The organism is Pseudoalteromonas sp. NZS100, assembly GCF_015864815.1.
Classification (GTDB): domain Bacteria; phylum Pseudomonadota; class Gammaproteobacteria; order Enterobacterales; family Alteromonadaceae; genus Pseudoalteromonas; species Pseudoalteromonas distincta.
The window spans coordinates 144,223-164,817 of record NZ_JADYWM010000007.1; the positions used below are offsets into that span (position 1 = coordinate 144,223).

A 20,595-nucleotide genomic window follows, 5' to 3' on the forward strand; every position below is an offset into this window, starting at 1 on the left:
GCTAAAACCTTAAACAAATAGATGTGTTATTAAGCACTATATTAGTTTTTATTTTGACGATAAATATGGTATTTATTTATACATTATCAACAAAGTATTGTTAAAAATGGATAAACTCACCACCATGAAGACCTTTTTAGCCGTTGTGCAAGAAGGATCGTTTTCAAAAGCGGCCGATAAACTCGATATTTCGCCGCAGTTAGTCAGCAAATATATTTCTGCGCTGGAAGATAATCTACGCACGCGTTTATTACACCGTACAACGCGAAAAGTAAGTGTTACAGAAGCTGGAAATCAATATTATCAGCGTTGTCAGCAAGTGATTATTGATATTGAAGACATGGAAAACTCACTAAATAACTTAAGCGAGAATGTCTCGGGTGTGCTTAGTATTAGTGCGCCTATGTCGTTTGGTACTAAGCATTTAGCAGGTTTGTTGGTTGATTTTCAAAAGCAGTATCCAAATTTAAAGTTAGATTTACGGCTCACCGACCAATATGTAGATATAGTAGAGCAGGGTATTGATATTGCTCTGCGCATTGGCGTATTAAAAAACTCAACGTTGATAGCTAAAAAAATTGCACCTATACACCTAGCGGTTTTTGCATCACCCGACTATTTAGAACGCCATGGCACGCCACAAACACTGCTAGATTTACAGTCACATAATTATTTACGTTATTCCCACAGCGAACCCACAAAGCGATTATTTGGGGTTAATGAGTTAAAAAGCGAGCTAAAGCTTGAAAGTAACTTTGTGGCTAACAATGGTGATTTGCTACTAAATACAGCCATTGCGGGTGGTGGTATTGCTATGCAGCCAACATTTATAGCAGGGGAAGCACTGGCTCAAGGTAAAGTAGTGCGCATTTTAAAAGACCATGAACCCGAGCCAATGGGGCTTTACATGGTGTATGCAAACAGACAGTTTTTACCCAGTAAAGTACGTGCGTTTGTTGATTTTGCAAGTGGCTATTATGGCGATACACCTTACTGGGATTTAGGAGAGTGATATGTCGATAACTAATCAATTAACGTTATTTGTAGATGTAGTGCAAAAAGGCTCATTTGCCAAAGCCGCAGCACTGCATGATATGGATAATTCGTCGCTGTCTAAACAAATTAAAAAACTCGAAACCAGTTTAGGTGTGCAATTGTTAAATCGTTCTACGCGCTCGTTTTCGCTCACCTCAGCAGGAGAGGAAATTTTAACGCAAGCGCATATTCTTATCGATACACTTTCTGATATCCATAGCATAGCCGACTCGTATCAGGCAAAGCCAAAAGGTATTTTGCGCATTACCTCCGGTATGTTTTTTGGTCAGCAGTATATTCAGCCCGCTATTAATATATTTATGCAAAAGTATCCTGAGGTAAAAATAACCTTGATGCTTGACGATAAGCGTAACGATATTATTGCCGATCATTACGATTTAGCCTTTAGAATAGGCAAACTAAACGACTCTAATTTAATGGCTAGAAAAATTGCTAATATGCACTTTGCGCTTGTTGCATCACATGATTTTATAAAAAAGCACGGAATGCCAAGCACGCCAGAAGATTTATTAGCTTTACCCGCTATTATTTATGGCAATGGCGATGTAAGTCTCGACCAAATTAAGTTAAGCACTGAGCCTCATGGTGATGAGCAAAAAATACATAAAATGAAAGGCAATTACAAAGTGAGTGATGTACGCGCTATGGTCGATGCAGTAAAAGCAGGGCTTGGGTATGTAATGCTCGATTTATTTAATCTAGAAGAACCTATTGATAAAATGGGCCTTGTGCCGCTTTTAACTAATTATAAACTATCAACTATGGGCACAGGTATTTACGCGCTTTACCCTCATCGTAAACAAACCCCATTGGTAAGTGAGTTTATTAAAACCGTGCAAGAGTATATTGGTACACCGCCATTTTGGGTTGAACATATGCCTAATTACAAACAGTTATACAAATAGCAGATATAAAAAAGCCCCGTTAGGGGCTTTTTTGTGTACTCAAAATATACTTATAAAGTGGTTATTTAAAAGCCCTCTAAAACAACTTTACCTTTAGCCGTTTGCGTTTCAAGATGCTGATGCGCTTTACGTAAATTAACGGCGTTAATAGTGCCTAAATGCTCACCAAATGTTGTTTTAATCAGGCCTTCGTCAATCATCGTCGCTACGTTATTTAAAATAACGTGTTGCTCTTGCATATCGTCTGTTTTAAATAATGAACGAGTAAACATAAGCTCCCAATGTACCGACACACATTTGGTTTTGAATGGCACAATATCAAGTGTTTCAGGGTCGTCAATCAGTGCAAACTTACCTTGTGGCTTAATCACTTTAACTATTTCAGGCAAGTGTTGAGCAGTGTTATTTAAACTAACGACATAATCTACTTCACCTAAATTTTTAGCTGCAAACTCTTCACTTAATAAATTACGGTGATTAATAATAGTATCGGCACCTAAATCCTCTAACCACGACGTGGTTTCGGCGCGAGACGCTGTAGCAATAATTTTAAGCTTAGTGCGCTGCTTTAACAATTGCACCATAATTGAGCCTACACCGCCGGCAGCACCAATCACTAAAATACTTTTAGAATCATCATTTTCAGCTACGTTTAATCTATCAAACAACAACTCCCATGCGGTAAGGCTAGTAAGAGGAAGCGCTGCGGCTTCAAAGTTAGATAACGTCGTTGGCATTTTACCTACAATACGCTCATCAACTAATTGAAACTGTGTATTACTACCTGAACGCGTTACATCGCCGGCATACCAAACTTTGTCGCCAGGTTTAAATAAAGACACATTTTCGCCAACAGATTTAACAACGCCTGTAGCATCAAAGCCAAGTACTTTGTATTCGCCTTCTGGCGCTGGCATTGATTCACGAATTTTAAAATCAGCCGGATTAACAGATACTGCTTTTACTTCCACTAAAATATCGTGGCCGTGTGCTGTTGGCATTTCAAGTTCAATGTCTTGAAGTGATAGCTCGTTTGAAACAGGTAAGTTTTGTTGATATCCAATTGCTTTCATGTGTTTTGCCTCTCGTCGTTTAATACGCTGTGTTAATGACGCTATTTTGGCTTTATTGACACAGTTAAAAAAGAGGTAAAAAACCCAATCATTATGGAAATAATATTCCACAATAGAAATTTTATAACAGCCCTCGTAATACACTTCGAAGCGCTTTAAACACTTTTTGATTACTATGCCGCTGATGCTGTAATACATCAACATTAGCCAACCAACCCATTTCTTCAAACTCAAGAGGAAGTTTAACCAGCTCACCACTTTGTACTGCATCTAGAGCTACATGGTTTGGTAATAAGCACCACCCGTTACCTTGTATTGCTAGCTCGAGTAATACAAAGTAATTATCGGCATACCAAATCTCTGGGCTAATTTTTAGCTGAAAGCTGCTTGTTTGTGTATTGCGCGAACGAAGAAGAAGTTGTCTATGTAGCCGAAGACCATCCATATTCTCACATCTGATCCCCGCTAAAGGGTGCGACTTAGCAACATATAAATCAAATTTTACCGTTCCAATACATTCATAGTCTAAGTAACTCGGTATATTTAATTCACTAAAAATAATACCCGTTATAAGCTTTTCGCTGTTTAGCATGTCAATTATGTCATGGCTGGATGCACTTAAAAACTCAAGCGATACGTAAGGATACTTACTTTGCAGCTTGCTAATAATACTCGCGATAGTTTTAAACGGGATCCCTTCGTCAAGTGCGATAGTGATTTCGGTTGGTGTTTTTTCGTTTAGTGTTAATGCAGAGTTTGTTAATCGCTGGTGTTGATTAAGCACGGCCTTAGCCTGGGGTAGTAACTGTTTACCGGCTTCGGTTAATTGTGGATAGCGCCCTGTGCGCTCAAATAATGTCGCATTACAGTCTATTTCTAAATTAATAATATGCTGGCTTATTACCGACTGCGCTTTACTTAAACCGCGTGCAGCAGCTGAAAACGATCCAGCTTCAACGGTAGCCACAAATGCCTGAAGTTGTTCAATACTAAACATATCGCTTTTCCCGATACTAAGTAACTAACACATATCTTTATAATGAATGAAAATACAGCCATCGTCATCAACTTAAGAAGTTATTTGTATATGAACACAGCAGAACGTATTTTTCAGGCCCTAATATTTGAGATGATTGCATTATTTTTTGTTGTACCTGCATCAGTTTATTTTGGTGGGTTTGCAACAGGAAAAATGGCAATAGTAGGCATTGGTTTATCAATTTTTGCCATGTTGTGGAACTACATTTACAACATAGTGTTTGATAAAATAGCAGGACATAACCGAAAAGATCGCAGCTTACTAACTCGTGTTACTCATGCATGTGGCTTTGAGCTGGGTATGGTGGTAATAACGCTGCCAGTGCTCGCTTGGTATTTAAATATTACATGGCTGGCTGCTGCTGCATTAGAAGCAGGCTTTTTAGTATTTATACTCATTTACACGTATATCTTTAATGTACTGTACGATAAGCATCAGCCATACAAAAAGTGGGTTAATAAATCGCAATGTGCTTGATAAGCTAAAGCTAACTCACATACACTTTATAAAACACATAAAAATAAGCCCGAATGGATATTCCTAACATTGGTTTTAACCATGATAAGTCAGCGCAAGCTGAGCTTGAAATATTGCCTCTTAGTAATTTGTACGAGCGAGATATAATTTCTCACGACCCGCAAATGCCGCATCGAGTCTCGTTTTATATGATTATTTATATAGAACAGGGCAATGGAAAGCACATGGTTGATTTTACACAATATTCATTTGAGCCAAACACACTTATTTTTTTGCAACCCGACCAAGTGCACGCATTCGACTTTAGTAAGCAACCAACAGGGTATGTTGTATTGTTTACGCAAACATTTTTAGACCGCGTGCATACCAATATGCGCTTACCAAATTACACACCAACCCATTTAAACCAACAACATACGCCATTACTTAAGCTAAATAAACATAGCCAAGCCCGGGTAATAAATGCCATAAACGAAATGGAAATAGAAATTGCACACCCGCAATCAGACCCACTCATTGTTATGTATTTATTTAGCGCGCTGGCTTTAGGATTGCATAGGCTACGCCCAGAACTGCGTCATGATAATATCAACCCAGAGCAAAGCATTAAACTGGGTACTTTTTATAAGTTGCTACAGAGCCATTTTCTAACTATTCGCGATGCTAACTGGTATGCAAACAAGCTGCATACAACCTACAAAACCCTTAATAGTATTTGTAAATTAAGTACCGGCCTTACAGCAAAGCAAATGATTGACGCGTTTACCTTAATAGAAATAAAACGCCGCTTAATAATAAGCAATGTAACAACACAAAAACTCGCTTACGATTTTGGTTTTGAAGATGCTAGCAACTTTGTAAAATATTTTAAAAAACAAACTGGAGCTACACCGAGTCAGTTTCAAGTACGCCATAGTGCCACTATTTTATAGCCGACTTAGCTTAGATTGGCGGGGTTCGATTTTTACCATTTTAGCGCCAACTTACACTCTACTGCACATTATAAATATTACATAAAATGCCTGCATACCAATAATTAAGGGCATTACAATGAAACCATTATCACTACTTACTCGCAGTGTGTTAGCGACTGCAGTTATTAGCTTAACTGCATGTGCAAGTGTACAAAAAACCACATCTGAACAAACTACACTTAGTAATACCGATAAAGCGGTTGCAGTTATTTCAAGCATAGAAACAGGCGATGCCAAAGCCATTAGCCATATAAACCCAACTCAATACACACAGCATAATTTAGCCGTTAAAGATGGCCTTGCAGGTTTTGGTGAAGTACTCCAGCAATTACCTAAAGGCAGCGCAAAAGCGCAAGTGAAACGCGCTTTTTCTGATGGTAACTACACAGTTACACATACTGAATATAACTTTTTTGGTCCGAAAGTTGGCTTTGATATTTTTAAGTTTGAAAACGGTAAAATTATAGAACACTGGGATAACTTACAAGCCATTACACCTGTAAATCCAAGTGGCCGTACGCAGTTAGATGGCGCAACAGCGATTACCGATTTGAGTAAAACAAAAGCGAATAAAGCGCTAGTTAAAGGCTTTGTAAATACCATTTTAATTAACGGCAACATGGCTAAAATCAATGACTTTATTAGCAGTGAAAAAGGCGCGTATATTCAGCACAACTCTGCAATTGCAGACGATTTAAGCGGCTTAGGTAAAGCGCTTGGTGAACTCGCTAAGTTAAACATGCCAATGATAGTAAGCAAAAACCATATTATTTTAGGCCAAGGTAACTTTGTTTTAGCAGTAAACGAAGGTACATTTATGAATAAGCATGTATCGTTTTATGATTTATTCCGTGTAGAAAATGGCAAAATTGTAGAACACTGGGACACTATTGAAACTATTCCTGCAAAAGCACAATGGCAGAACAGCAACGGTAAATTTGGTTTTTAATTAAACCAATTAGCCCTACTTAATTTATTAAGTAGGGCTAATTTACTCTTTTACAATTTACCGGCTAACTGTAATGGGGGTTTACAGTAACTTTTTGCGTTATACATTTAGCTCTTTTAATTTATTCCAGACGCTCTGGCCGCCAGGGTGAAACGCAGCATGATACCGATATGCGTAATATGTAATAGGCACGTAATAATGCTTTTGGCCAACCACAACTAAACAATCCTCTTTTAACATACTCACTGAGATGTTCATTTGGTTTATAAGGTTACGAGCTGTTATATAAAATATTTTACTGCTTGAGGTAGTGTAATCGGTAGATTTTTCCTACCTATTAGCTCTACATGCTGTGTCTATAATTTATCGAGACACAGCATGTAGAGCTTGCTCACGCGAGAAACCGAGCTTTTGACTGCCTAATCACTAATTTTAAAAACTACGTTTTTAAACGCCAACAAGCTGCGCTTATACAAATGCCCAACAATCAATGCACTTACTACTAAGCGCTGCTTAAAAATCAACCTCACTAGCTATAACGAGGTGTGCCAAGCAAATGGCACACCTATTTTGTTATGCAGGTATGGGGGCGTTTTGGGCAATAAGCTGTTTAGATTTCAACTCACTCCAAAATTCGCTTGGTATGGTAACTTTCATTGAGGCTACATTAGCTTTAATTTGCTCCTCCGTGCGTGCCCCAGGAATAATTGAGGATACAGTTGAAGGCGCTTCTGCAAACTGCAGTGCAGCTGTTTTAATATCAATCCCATGTTTAGATGCAATGTCGCTTATTGCATTAAACTTTTGCTGCATAGGCCCTGGAATTTTAGGAGAATAATTAAAGCGGTTACGACCGGCTAAAAAACCACCATTAAGCGGCGCACCAATGACTGCTGAAATACCTCGTTTATCTAGCATAGGAAAGGTTTTATCAAGTGCCTGCTTGTGATCTAAAATTGAATACTGCAGCGCTAGTAAGCAAATATCTGGGTCTGACATATCAAGCGCTTTATAAACAGCATGAGGTGTATTTACTCCAAAACCCCAGCCTTTAATTATTCCTTCATCACGCATTTTAGTCAGCTCTGGAATAGCACCTTTAGCCGCTTGATCAAAATACTTAAGCCAGTCATCCCCCATGTCACTATTTTGTGGTGATAAATCGTGAATATAGACAATATCGAGTGAAGCTACTCCAATACGATGCAAAGTATCTTCTATTGAACGGCGCGTGCCTGATGCTGAATAATCATACTTATAATGAAACGGTGAGTGATCAGCCCAATGCCAACTATTTTCTAAAGGCTCTGCTGAAGGGGTAAGAAGGCGGCCTACTTTTGAGGATAAAACATAATCTTCACGCTTTTTGTTTCGAAGTAAATCACCGAAGCGCCTTTCGCTTAAACTCAAACCGTAAAAAGGTGACGTATCAAAATGACGAATACCAGAATCCCATGCTGCATTTAGCATTGTTAAAATTTCTGTATCGCTTGATATAGTATTAAAGCCATTCCCGGCGGCAAGGCCACCCAAGCCCATTCTTGATTCCGGCCGGTAATGCTTAGCGTTAGTAACATCGTTTGTGGGTAGAGCAGCGCTTTTATCTATTGATCCTTTAGTTTGCATAACACTGCCGTTAGACATTTTTACCTTTAATTGCTCAGCCAAAGCTGAAGCACTAAAAATAGAGCCTAAACTTAAAGCAGCCCCTGCTTTAATAAAATTTCTGCGAGATACCATGTGACTATTCTCCTTGAGTAGGTTAAATATCTACGTTATAAGCTAGTATAAATAACAACCAAATTCAAGCAGGAAGAAGACAATAAACACCAATACTATCAATAAGATAGTTAAATTAACAAACACTGAACAGACGTTTGAATTAACATTTAAAACTGATTATTTTCTTTACTCGTATAGTCCTTTTAAATGCACAAAACAGTGCACTTTAATAGCTTGATAAAAAAGCATACTTCCAAATTGGTGCACGCTTTAATACTCATTTATACAACATAAAATGGTTACATTTATTAGATGTGTACAAATTAGTAGACAAAATCGTAATAAATTAAAGATGCACAAATAATCTCACTAGCAAAGCGATTGCGGCAACACTTAGCTAATTTAACCGAGCGTAGTTGAAATAATTGGGGTAAATATTACTGAAGCGTTTATTATTGAAGGTTTGTCTTGCAATACACGGCCTATTTGTCTCTTTCACAATGCAATTACTGGCAAGCCCTGTAAGAGTTTTATCTTGCCAAGTAACACTGTGCAGTGCAGCAAATTGCAACTAAATTCAACGTAGTTAGCGCTGAAAATAGCTGCTTAAATAGATCTATTATTCAAGTTCAGGTTACTTGAGCTTTTTAATACCAATTAACACACAGATAGCACCGCCAATAATACCCGCCCATGCTTCTATTGGTGTGTCGCCACTAAATGCACGGCTAAGCTGCGAAGCCGCCGCATCATACACGTCGTATCCCCACATAATTAAAGCGATACCTATAACGATTAAAACAATTCCTACAATCTTGTTATTCATAAATATCCTTAAGGTTTAACTTACATAAACTAAATAAAAATAAATCAGGGTTAGGGTCTGTTGATCTTTGCGGATTAAAATTTGTTCAAACTAGGGGCTATTTAATCGCGGCGCGAGGTTTGTAACCTAGTGGGCTAAGTAAAAACCGAGCAACAAAGAGTAAATAGCCCCTAGAAAGAACCCTTTGGGCTGCGCCTGTTTGGCATTAATGCTACGTTATCGCCCATTTATGGGGAATAACCACACTACATAGGCTCTGCCTTGCCTAAATACCAAACAGACTGCTGCAAATTTAACCTTGAAAGATCAACAGACCCTAATCTAATTCTAATTGAGCACGTTCTACGCTCTCACTAGGTAGCTCTTTTTGTACCGACACACCTAGCTCTTTAAACTCTGATGCTTGTTTAATTAAATTACCTTTACCACGGTATAGCTGCGAAAATGCTTTATCATAACTTTCTTTCGCTTTATCAAGCTGCTTACCTACGCCTTCCATACTCAATAAAAAACCATTGAGCTTGTTATAAAAACGCTCCGCTCGACTTGCCAGCTCTTTTGAATATTTGGTTTGCTCTTCAAAACGCCAAAGCTGTTTAACAATATTTAAACTAGTAAGCAGGGTGGTGGGTGTAGCTACCAGTATATTTTTTTCGATTGCTTGTTGGTAAATATCGCTTTGATATTTGAGTGCTTCTACGAAAGCTGATTCTATTGGTACAAACATAACCACTACTTCTGGCGAGTTAATACCAGGCAAACGGTCGTACGATTTACTCGCAAGTTCGTTAATACGCGCTGTAACGGCGTTTACATGCTCTTTAATTGCTTGATTAGCATCTAGCTCATTTTCAGCGTTCACATAGCGTGTATAGGCATTTAATGAAGTTTTAGCATCAATAACTAAGTGGCGACCTTGTGGTAAGTACACAACTACATCAGGGCGCAAGCGGCCATCTTCAGTGTTAAACGACACTTCGCGCTTATAATCAACGCCTGCACGTAAGCCAGCACTATCTAATACGTTTTCGAGCATAAGCTCGCCCCAATTACCTTGGGTTTTCTTTTGCCCTTGTAGGGCGTTACTGAGCTTGTCGGCTTGATCTGTTATAGCTTGGCTTTTAGCTTGCAAATGCAGTAGCTCGGTTTTAAGCGCAGTCCGTTGTTTTATGTCTTCAACGTGCATTGATTCCATTTTTTCTCTAAAGCCTTTTAGCTCGCCTTGAACTGGTTTTAATAATTGCTCAATGCTTTCTTGATTTAAGGTTTTAAAGCTTTGTGATTTTTCTTCTAGAATTTTATTGGCTAGGTTTTCAAACTCTTTTTTGAGCGTATTTTTACTTTGCTCAATTTGCGCGAGTTGCTCGCTAAAGTTTTGCTGTTTTTGCTCAAGGGTAGTGCGCATATTATTATATTCAACATCGCGCTGATTATATTGTTCACGAAGCGCTGCCAGCTCGCCTTCGGCTTTACGCCAAAAATGATTGTATTGAATGCTTTGTTTTTCTTGTTCGCTAAAACGCGTTTTAAAATGCTGGGCTTCATCGCGCTGCTCTTGGTGAGTATGTTCTAGCAGTTCATGATCTTCTAGTAAGGCGCTGTATTGCAGCTCTTTATTATCAAATTGGTTTTGTAACAGGGAAAGCTGTTGCTGCTGTTCGCTTATTTGTAGATGTAGCTTTTTGCGAAGCCGTGTTGATACAGCGCCGTAAAATAGGGCGCCTAAAGCAACACCAGCACCAGCGCTTAGCCAATCAATATTAGTGAGTACTTGAGTGAGCATAAAATAAACTTATAAAATTTAGAGACATGCCATCATAACCAATAACCAACAACAGAAGTAGGGGAGTTAAGAAATTACAGACATAAAAAAACCAGCTTAAAATAAGCTGGTCAAATATTACTAATTTAAGTAATCAAAGGGATAATCAACATCTGCCTGAGCAAGCTGCAACTTAAATACATAATCACCAAAATAACTAATATTATTAGGTGAGGCTATATAACAACAGGCATTAGAGTAGACCGGATAACAAAATAATTAATTCAAATTAATTTGCGGAAGATCATTTATTTTTATTCGGGTTGATTTAAACAAATCAAATTATGGGCATAAAAAAAGCCAGTTCAAAATGAACTGGCTCAATCATTACTAAAATTAGTAACTAAATAGGGGGGAATCAACATGAAAACTTGTATTAACTGCAATTAATCAACAAGCATAATAGTAGACGCGTCTTTTTTAATTAAGTTCAAAAAAAAATAAAAAATTTTAAAATAAGTGCTGAACGCTAAGTTTTAGACATAAAAAAAGCCAACTCAAAATGGGCTGGCTCAATCATTACTAAAATTAGTAACTAAATAGGGAATCAACATGAAAACTTGTATTAACTGCAATTAATCAACAAGCATAATAGTAGACGCGTCTTTTTGAATTAAGTTCATAAAAAAATAAAAAACTTTTAAAATAAGTGCTGCGCACTAAATTTTAGACATAAAAAAAGCCAACTCAAAATGGGCTGGCTCAATCATTACTAAAATTAGTAACTAAATGGGAAATCAACATGATGCTTGTGTTAACTGCAATTAATCAACAAGCATAATGATAGACGTCCGCTTTTTAATTAAGTTCATAAAAAGATCAAAACTTTTTAGATCTTTTTTAGTTTTTAATTAAAGACAACATTTGCTGCTCATCAAACTTTGTAAAGCTCATTGATTTATCAGTAAATAATGCATCAACAAGAGCTTGCTTGTCTTGCTGCATTTTAAATACTTTTTGCTCTATTGAGTTACTCATTATGAGCTTATAAACAAATACAGGATTAGTTTGACCAATACGGTAGGCTCTATCAGTCGCTTGCTTTTCTACTGCGGGATTCCACCATGGATCAAAATGAATAACAGTATCTGCTTGTGTTAAGTTAAGGCCTGTTCCACCGGCTTTTAAGCTAATTAAAAACACGGATGTTTTACCACTGGTAAACTCGTCGATTACTTTATCTCGTTGACGCGTTTGCCCTGTAAGCATACTAAAGTTAATGTTTATTTCTTCAAGGCGTTGAGCTATTAAATCGAGTGCCGATGTAAACTGACTAAATATAATAATCTTACGACCCAGGCTTAGCATAAGCGGTAAGTGTGTTGTTAACCATTCAAGCTTAGCAGAGCCTGCTTGAGTATCTGGTTCTATTAATTTAGGGTGGCAACAAATTTGCCTTAACTTTAAAAGCGCCTCTAAAAATGCAAGCTTACTTTTTTGTGCGCCTTGTTCGGCAAATAAGTCTATTAGCTTCTCTTCTAATGAACGTGTAATGCCTTGGTACATTTCTTTTTGCTTAGGCTCAAACTCAAACTCTTTTGTAAGCTCTGTTTTTTCAGGTAACTCTTGCGCTACTTGTGCTTTAGTGCGGCGCATTATAAAGGGCATAATTAACGCTTTTAACTGCTCAGCCCTCTGCATATCAGCTTCACGCTCAATAGGCGTTTGAAAGTGCTGCTTAAAGTGGGCTTGAGAGCCAAGTAACGATGGCATAGCAAAATCGAGTAACGATTTAAGCTCAAGTAAATTATTCTCGATTGGAGTACCACTTAAACAAAGTTTAAAGTCGGCATTTAAGCGTTTAACTAATCGTGAGACCTGTGCGGTATCGTTTTTAATGTATTGTGCTTCATCGAGGATAATATTTTCAAAATATAATGGCGAATAATATGCAATATCACGCTTTAAAAGCGGGTATGTAGTAAGAATGCATTGCGCTTGTGCTAAGTGTTGTAAAGGATCGTTACGGTTTGATCCAAAAATAGTGGTTACTTTTAAACTTTTAGCAAACTTAGTAATTTCGTTTTTCCAATTACTCACCAAGCTAGTTGGGCACACTATAAGTGTAGGGCCTGCTTGTGGGCGATTAAATGTACTCGCTAAAAATGCAATAACTTGGAGTGTTTTACCCAACCCCATGTCGTCAGCTAAAATACCACCTAATTGATGACGTTTTAAAAAGCTAAGCCAATCAACGCCTTGCTGTTGATACTCACGAAGTGTTACTGAGTCATTTAAGCCATGTAATGAAACCTTAGGCATTGCCTTATCGGTATTATTTAACTCTTGTAAATATAGCTCAAGTGAATCGTCGTGAAGCTCTACGTTAATAGCTGTGTGCTTTACTAGTTCAGGTAAATACGAAAGCGGAATATTAAATTCGTCACGTGTTTTTACAAATTCAAAACGTTCTTTAAATTCGTTTAATAAGTTAATAGCAGACTTATTAATAACCCCAAACTGACGACCAAGCGGGTAGTAATAAAACAGTTCACTTTGGCGATTCAATGACTGATAAAGCGAATCAGCATTAGTAAACAACAGCGCTGCTTTTGCGTCACACAACAATACTTTGCAGTGCATTTGATGCCCTGCAGCACGGTGTACATGTAAACTCACTTCACACTGTGGATTAGGGCTTGTTACTTTACTTACACTGACTTGCCAACCACGCTGCTTAAAGCCAGGGAATACTTCGTATATTAGCCAATGCAAATGGATAGGAGATTGCTTTGTAAATACAAGCTCACTTTGTAAACCCCCTTTACAAAATTCAAACCCTAGATTGATTAGCTCGTTAGTTACGGTGTTTTCAAATGCGCTATTTATAGTACTTGCTGGGGCAGAACCAGCTAAATAGTTTTTATTTTTATACTTAAATAACAGCGAAAGTGATAAACCTTGCTCGCCCATTGTTACTTTTAAAACAGCATTACTAGATAGCTTAGGTAACGTTGGCTGCAAGTTTGTAGGGTGCGGTATAACACCAGCGCCAAAGTTATCTGCAAGTTGTTTATATATTCTGTCAAAATTAGCGTCATGCAAAGCAGGCATAGTTTGTAAATGCGCTATTTCGTCTGCACTCAATGGTGTACGAAGACGACCCGCTTTTAAATGATCTAAATCGAGGTAAGTAGGCGGTGTTGTTTTTAATAAAGCCCAGTTTTGGGTTTGCTCGAGCTTAATAACTAATTGTGATAGATCTTTATCTTGCTCCCAACTAAAACTCAATGCTTGGCCAGATTGCGCTTTAATTGGCACGCGAGAGCGCTGAAAAAACAAGCGTTCAGTAGCTATCAATTGTTGTAGGGCACTAAAGCCCCATTGGCCTTTTAGCTCAATACTTCCTACTGCATTTTGTGAACGTATCCAGCTAAATAATCTAAAATCACTTTCGAGTAAATCATTTGGCGTTACGAAACTATTTAACTGTTGCTCTGTGAGGTTTCGGCCTAACGTGTAATTCTTTTTAGTCTCAAAATTAGCTATTTTAGGTGTTAAAAATACTTTGTTATTTTCAATATCTAATACAAATAATAATACTTGCGACGGTGTATGTTGATCACCACTTTTAAGAGCGCTTAATTCACTAAACCAATCATTAATGAAGTAATCTTCACCGTATTCACCAGAGTGCTCTATTTTAAGCTTAAACAAAATAGCAGCTAAATGTCGGCATTTGGTTTTTGCATTACACGTACAGTGTGTATCAACAGAATAACCAGTTGGTACTTTACTGATCTCAATACGTTGGTTAAATGATGATCCGTTATCCACTTGCACGGTAGAGTCTACAACAGAAAAATTAGGGGTATGCTCTAGCCAGGTGATTTGACCTTTCTTGTAGTACTCTTTGCCTTTATCTAAGACATTTTCGCGGAAAAGTTTTTTAATAAAGCGTTCAGAAAGAGGAAACTGGGTAGCCTGCTCATTTTTAATTTCTTCAAAAATAGCCATTAAATCATTTTTTGATAAGTTAGCAGACATGTCACTCTAAGCATTAAATTTTAAAAATAATTCTGCCAGTATATGCCTTATGTGCTCTGAGCTAAAGCACTATTAACAAGATATAAACTGGTTGGAGCTGATAGCTTAGTAAAAAATCGGTTTATAGGTAAAAATGAGTATAAAATTTCGCAAAATATTAGGCACTACATACAAATATAAAGATTAAACGACACGTTATAGATCACAATTTTACTAACAATAATAATAAACCAAGAGCAAATAGCTAAAAGGGGGCGATTAGTTAGTAAAAAAGTGATCTTGAAGAGGAAATATGATTATTTAAGGTAGGATTAGGCTAGTAAAGATCAGATTTTTACTAACAAAACAATCTGTCAGATCAGTATTTAACTAAGTAGACATGTCTGACAGATCATTATTTAACTAACTAATTAAAGGCACTTAATAGCTTAGTTAATTGTTCTAAGCGTTTGTCTGTCATCACTTTATTGTCAATTTTGATAGACACATCACCACTTTTTAAATTGCGTTGTACTGATACAAACTTATTTTCAAGTACAGCTTCACGCTTAACAGCAACTTGAGGCTCAGCAGTTAGGCATTTGGTGATTGCCATTGCACGCTTGTCGTCACTTGTAATGGCGTTTAGCTCTTCATCGCTAGCTAGGTCACTAACAAGCTGATTAAACGCCTCTTGGTCTCTCTCTTTTGCGCTCATGAGCTTTTTAGCCACTTCGCGACCCACGTGATTCGCAGTAGGGTAGAGTGCAATAACTTCAGGAGGTATTTGTTCATACGCTTTAACAGCATCAGCAATGGCGGTGTGTGATACACCTTCAATTGCAGCAATCTCTCTGTAAGATCCTTTTTTACCTTGTTCAATAAGCTCATTTTTAGTTTGCTGGTAAGCTTGTCCTAGCTCCCATAAACTTGGAGCGATATATTGATCTGAAGATACAGCTAAAATTTTAGCGTCTTGCTCAGTAAAGTCACTTGAACTAAGTACTAAATAATCGGCGTTACCTAAAATACAGGCCATACGACGGCGAGAACCCGCTAAAACTAAGCTTTTATCACCCTGATCCCAAAGTAACGCAGGGTGCTGATTACGGCCATCCTCTGCAATGGCAGGTAGAATATCCGATACTGACTTTTCGTTAAGAAGTGCTTGTACACGGCGATTTTTACCGTACACACCTGTTGTAGATTCAATGTCAGCGTGTGCGATCACTTTGCAAACAAGTGTAATTTGGCGCTCAGGATCGCTCGGTGCAGGCATGCGAATTACATCACCAGCATTTGCTTGTTCAAGTAATGCGTCAAGGCTACTACTTCCTACAGCTGTTGCAAATGGATCTAAGCGGGTGTCATTTTTACGTTTTTTAGCCATTTTTATTTAACATCCTTACTTAGGGGTATTGAGTGTTGATTGAGTTGACTGCCAATTTGAACGAATAAGCATTTCTAGCTCATCGACCACATCTTTAATATTTTCTTGAGCGCGCATTAGTGATTCACGGCTTGCTAAGCTGTCTGACGCTTTTTGATCAAAAATAGTATTGAAAGACGAAGAGCTAGCAGTAATCGCCGAGCTGTGGTTGATTGGGTAACTCATAACTTGGCGACCAAATGCACTACGAACATCTTTAACAATATCGCGCTGTGAGTGATTACCTTTTACATAATTGGTAACTAAAAACTGCATAAAGTCCCATCCCTCATGGCCAAGTGCCGCAACGGTATGGTAAATCTCACCTAATCGTTTTAAATATTTATTATTAGCATCAAAGTCTACAGCTTCTGGATGAACAGGGATAAGCATCGCAGTAGAAGCCATTAATGCATTATAAAACATAAAGTTAAGAGTTGGAGCTGTATCTATTAATATAATATCAAACTCGTCTTTAACAGGCTCAATTACTTTTTCAAGTAACTTATGGTAATGACGAGTTTGCTCATAATTTGAGGTGTCTTTGAGTAATGTTGCAGTTTCGTGCTCAAAATAAAAATCGTCCATACCTGATGGTAGTACACGAATATTTGGGATGTGCGTTGATAAAAATGAGTTTGAAACAAATTCAGGCCATGTTTCGCCCTCATCTAAATCTATACAATCACGCATTAAATCACCAACAGTAATTGGGTCATGCTCGCTTGAAGGAAAAAAGCTTGAAGAAGAACCTTGAGGATCTAAATCAATTATACCAATGCGATAGCGCTTAATATTTGTAGTTGCCAGCGCTGCTGCAATATTAACCATGCTAGTTGTTTTGCCACAGCCACCTTTGAGTGAATTAATGACAATAACTTGCAGTTTGTCATCACCAGTACGATGATCTGGTTTAATATCCATAATATCAGCCATAGCAAAAATGTTTACTAATGTGTAAGCATAATGACCATTGGCGCCGCGTTTTATGTTTAAATCATCAAAGTCACCGTTGTCATGACGTCTTTTTAAAGTACGATTATTACAACCTAATAAATCGGCAGCTGCTTTTTGCGTATAAGTTCTTAATTCTTTTTCTTCTGATTTAAGATGAGCACGATAGTGCTGAATACGACCTTCTAATGATTTTTCAGCTACTTCGGCAGTTGCTTTTAAAAGCCGGTAGGTACTTAACGCGTTATTATTGATAGACATACTTTCTTCCTCAAAGTTAGGCAGTTAGTATAATGTCCATTCAAATTGCTGTAAACAACTATTTAAGACGACATGCATTTTAAAAAGAAGACATTTAAAAATACTTTTACACCTTTAATATTGCTTAGTATAAATAAAGAAGTTTAAAGGTGGTTAAATATATAAGGTAGTAAAGGTTAAGGGCCTTAAATTAACACATAACATTATGATTAATATAAACAATATAAAAAAAAGCAGATCAGCGTTATACTTGGTTAAGATCAGATCTTTATCTACCTGCAGATCACCTTTTTACTAAGCCTTCTTTTTTAAATCAAGTTATGCACAGGTTGCGCATAAGGTTATGAACAAAAAGAGCCCTTGAGATCAATTTTTTACTAAGTAAATTATAAAGTTATGCACTAACCTTAGCGCCAATAGGTTCGTTTAATTAGTATAGATCTGATCTGTACTTGGTACAGATCAGATCTATGCTAACTCGATAAGCCTTTATCCACAGGGATATTAATTTTATTATGAATTTGTCGTGCTAAATTTTAAAATAAAGCCATTGTGATGGACAAAATAACAGCTGAGTTAGTAAAAAACAGATTTGTGATGACCCAGTTAGTAAAAATATGATCTGAAATCGCAAGTTATATACATTACTTAGTATAATAGTGATCTAAACGTTTTATTTAAAGTCAGATCACTTTTATACTAACTTAAACATTTAACTTTTGTTGTTTAATGTGTTGTTATTAGATGTCGCAATAAAAATGGAAATAAGAACAATGAGCCGAAAGGTCAACATCTCGGTAGATAATTTGCCCGATACACTCAGGGGCCAAATCCACGGGGTGGAAAGTGCAATTGATAACGAAAGTTTAGCACTATTTACAGACAACAAAGACGTGCGAATTTCTATTGAAAATGCAGCTCATGGTTTACGTGCATATTCAAACACGTTTAATCATTATGATTTGTGGGGACGCTTTGTACGCTCGGGCTATAAAAAATTGCCACTTGAAGAAGCGCCTAAAAAAACAATCATTACGCGTAAAATATCAGAGAAAGTAGATGGTATTTTATACGATGGTGAGATAAAAATTACCCCTGCTGTTGTCAGTACTCGTAAAGATGGTGAAGATATTGAGTATCTTGTTTGGCCATCAGACAGAGAAGAAAAAGTAGAACGAGCACTTATTCGTTTAGCTTCTAAAGGCAAAATAGTTAAAATTAATTTTAAGTCCGGTATTCAATACGCAGTTGTTTTTTCTATGAACGAATTAGCGCAAGAGCTCAAAGCGGTAGGGCAGTCAATGCCATATCCTGCAATTAAAGAGTCACTTGAAGCATTGCAAGGTTCTAAACTTTCATTTAAATATTCAGCAACCGATACTAAAAACTCCGATATAGATGATTCGTTTTACGAGTCAAATATGAACTTTTTATCGTCACTTCACTTTAGTGGTAAAAAGGGTCAAGGTGGCAATGTAAAGTGTGTGGCCTGTTTAAATGCGTTTGTTCATAACATGATTGATAACCTTGAATACAAAGGATATTACTTTAACAGTGCACAAGAATTAAAACGGGGATTGTCGCGTTGGATGATGCTTCGTTTGTACCACCTTTGGCGTTATGCAGCTCCAGGTAAAACGTATCATTTTAGATTACTTTCTATTATGGAAAAATATGGATCTATTTATTCAACTGATGATATTACGGAAAATAAATTAAAAGCGCTTCGTCGTGATATGACCACCACAATGAAAGATTTGATTGAAAAAGGTGCTATATCAGAATACAGCATTACAAACGTCAAAGATGACAAAACTGGTAACATTATTGATTACACATACGAAATGCACCCCTCTGATCAGTTTTGCGATGAAATACTTACATTGAACAAACACAACAAACGCATTGAGATTCAAGGCGGTAAACGTATCGTTGAAAATGCAGTGTTAATTGATGAAGATAAAATAGAAGAGATAGTAGAAAAATAATAAACGTTATTTTAAATACTGTACATATTTACTAAAAAGGCCACATATTGTGGCCTTTTTAACATAATAGCTATCGGTCAACTTGTTCTAAATATAGCCTATCAACTAAAAAATCATACTCACGTTTTCGAGGATGAGCTTCGGGTTTTTTATAATCAGGTAAGATACCTAGTTTAACGTCTGGTTCTGGATTAATCAGAATAAATGGTAATGCGGCGCTCACATGATAGCGGTTTTGTGCTGTGTATCTCACATTAACTTGAGGGCTTACGCGAGTAGGGCGACGAATTCTTAATTTTTCCTTTTCACCTAAACTAGCAACCCGTAATTGTTCTTGTGCTACAAGTGATTGCCATTTTTGTTGATCTATCATTCTTGGATTTCGATAACTGGCCGATTTGTCGAGCATTTCGAGGGCCATTTTTTTAGTCAACGTTTTAGTTGCGTGCTTGTGCATCCAAGTAAACCTAACGGAAAATGGTGATTCGCTCTCACTGTGAATCTTACGATAAGCAGCAAGTGTTATTAAATTTGGTATTGCATTATGAACAGCCTCAAATCGGGCATCGTTATTATCAATTGCCAATATACACTCTTTGAAACTAGCTTTAGCTTTGTTAACTTGTGCTATACGATTATTTAAAGCTTGTTTATCTGCATTTTTAATAACAAGTAAACCAGGGTGCCTTTTTAACACGCGACTGCTTAAGCCCGATTTTTTATAAATGTCAGAAAAGGAGTTTAAAATTGCCTTTTGAGCCGGCGCTCCAGTTATTTTAGAGACAGGTATGGACTCAGGAACCTTATTTTCATCTAAATTACTTACATCAGGTAACTGATAGTACTCTGCTCTGGAAAACTCACATTCGTTTAATTCCTCAATTAACCTTAAAGTTAATTCGTTCATTAAATCAAACTGACTCCTAATTTGAACTTTAGTAACCACGGCACACCTCAAAGAACACATCTTACCAATGCTATATTATTGCATGCACTTTGCATTGAGTAAATATTTAATAAAGTTACGCTCGGTGTCCAGGCAATATTTAAAACAATATAAGTATGATGTGTTCTTTGCTGAAGTAAATGGTTATGCTTATTCCTGTAATTTAGTACTGTTTTATTGATTAAAGAGCTAGCCCGCTTAGGGCTTA

Annotated in this window: 15 protein-coding genes; 6 read left to right on the forward strand and 9 right to left on the reverse strand. The window is 37.2% G+C overall.

Features of this window, described 5'->3' with window-relative positions:
- Positions 1-106: 106 nt before the first annotated feature.
- The gene (locus I6E69_RS09535; RefSeq protein WP_197121141.1) at positions 107-1,012 is read left to right on the forward strand and encodes a LysR family transcriptional regulator; all 906 of its coding nucleotides are present in this window, start codon (positions 107-109) and stop codon (positions 1,010-1,012) included.
- Between the two features lies 1 nt (position 1,013).
- Positions 1,014-1,961 (forward strand): LysR family transcriptional regulator, encoded by a 948-nt coding sequence (locus tag I6E69_RS09540; protein ID WP_002959254.1) that lies wholly within the window; start codon positions 1,014-1,016, stop codon positions 1,959-1,961.
- A 65-nt stretch (positions 1,962-2,026) separates the two neighbouring features.
- Here I6E69_RS09540 and I6E69_RS09545 read toward each other — a convergent pair whose 3' ends face one another.
- A complete protein-coding gene (locus I6E69_RS09545) occupies positions 2,027-3,034 on the reverse strand; it encodes a zinc-binding alcohol dehydrogenase family protein (RefSeq protein ID WP_002959255.1) in 1,008 nt (335 codons plus the stop codon).
- 121 nt (positions 3,035-3,155) lie between these two features.
- On the reverse strand, positions 3,156-4,031 hold the full coding sequence (locus tag I6E69_RS09550) for a LysR family transcriptional regulator (protein WP_193226982.1): 876 nt from the start codon (positions 4,029-4,031) through the stop codon (positions 3,156-3,158).
- 90 nt (positions 4,032-4,121) lie between these two features.
- Between I6E69_RS09550 and I6E69_RS09555 the strand changes: the two genes are divergently transcribed.
- From I6E69_RS09555 to I6E69_RS09565, 3 genes are all read left to right on the forward strand, one after another.
- The gene (locus I6E69_RS09555) at positions 4,122-4,550 is read left to right on the forward strand and encodes a PACE efflux transporter (protein WP_033020790.1); all 429 of its coding nucleotides are present in this window, start codon (positions 4,122-4,124) and stop codon (positions 4,548-4,550) included.
- 53 nt (positions 4,551-4,603) lie between these two features.
- Positions 4,604-5,482: a helix-turn-helix transcriptional regulator gene (locus tag I6E69_RS09560; protein ID WP_039488901.1), complete on the forward strand. Its 879-nt coding sequence runs from the start codon at positions 4,604-4,606 to the stop codon at positions 5,480-5,482.
- Between the two features lie 118 nt (positions 5,483-5,600).
- Positions 5,601-6,473: a hypothetical protein gene (locus I6E69_RS09565; RefSeq protein ID WP_039488903.1), complete on the forward strand. Its 873-nt coding sequence runs from the start codon at positions 5,601-5,603 to the stop codon at positions 6,471-6,473.
- A gap of 573 nt (positions 6,474-7,046) precedes the next feature.
- Here I6E69_RS09565 and I6E69_RS09570 read toward each other — a convergent pair.
- From I6E69_RS09570 to I6E69_RS09595, 6 genes are all read right to left on the reverse strand, one after another.
- On the reverse strand, positions 7,047-8,213 hold the full coding sequence (locus I6E69_RS09570; RefSeq protein ID WP_002959264.1) for an aldo/keto reductase: 1,167 nt from the start codon (positions 8,211-8,213) through the stop codon (positions 7,047-7,049).
- Between the two features lie 616 nt (positions 8,214-8,829).
- On the reverse strand, positions 8,830-9,021 hold the full coding sequence (locus I6E69_RS09575) for a DUF3185 family protein (RefSeq protein WP_024596528.1): 192 nt from the start codon (positions 9,019-9,021) through the stop codon (positions 8,830-8,832).
- 316 nt (positions 9,022-9,337) lie between these two features.
- The gene (gene rmuC, locus I6E69_RS09580; protein ID WP_197121142.1) at positions 9,338-10,804 is read right to left on the reverse strand and encodes a DNA recombination protein RmuC; all 1,467 of its coding nucleotides are present in this window, start codon (positions 10,802-10,804) and stop codon (positions 9,338-9,340) included.
- An 879-nt stretch (positions 10,805-11,683) separates the two neighbouring features.
- Positions 11,684-14,830: a DEAD/DEAH box helicase gene (locus tag I6E69_RS09585; protein ID WP_197121143.1), complete on the reverse strand. Its 3,147-nt coding sequence runs from the start codon at positions 14,828-14,830 to the stop codon at positions 11,684-11,686.
- A gap of 406 nt (positions 14,831-15,236) precedes the next feature.
- On the reverse strand, positions 15,237-16,199 hold the full coding sequence (locus tag I6E69_RS09590; protein WP_197121144.1) for a transcriptional regulator: 963 nt from the start codon (positions 16,197-16,199) through the stop codon (positions 15,237-15,239).
- A gap of 15 nt (positions 16,200-16,214) precedes the next feature.
- The gene (locus tag I6E69_RS09595) at positions 16,215-17,453 is read right to left on the reverse strand and encodes an AAA family ATPase (protein WP_039488911.1); all 1,239 of its coding nucleotides are present in this window, start codon (positions 17,451-17,453) and stop codon (positions 16,215-16,217) included.
- Between the two features lie 773 nt (positions 17,454-18,226).
- Between I6E69_RS09595 and I6E69_RS09600 the strand changes: the two genes are divergently transcribed.
- Positions 18,227-19,441, forward strand: coding sequence for a hypothetical protein (locus I6E69_RS09600; protein WP_024596523.1), 1,215 nt, complete (start codon positions 18,227-18,229; stop codon positions 19,439-19,441).
- 70 nt (positions 19,442-19,511) lie between these two features.
- Here I6E69_RS09600 and I6E69_RS09605 read toward each other — a convergent pair whose 3' ends face one another.
- Positions 19,512-20,387 carry a DNA replication terminus site-binding protein gene (locus tag I6E69_RS09605; RefSeq protein ID WP_182672985.1) on the reverse strand — a complete coding sequence of 292 codons (876 nt, stop codon included), beginning with the start codon at positions 20,385-20,387 and terminating at the stop codon, positions 19,512-19,514.
- Positions 20,388-20,595 lie beyond the last annotated feature (208 nt).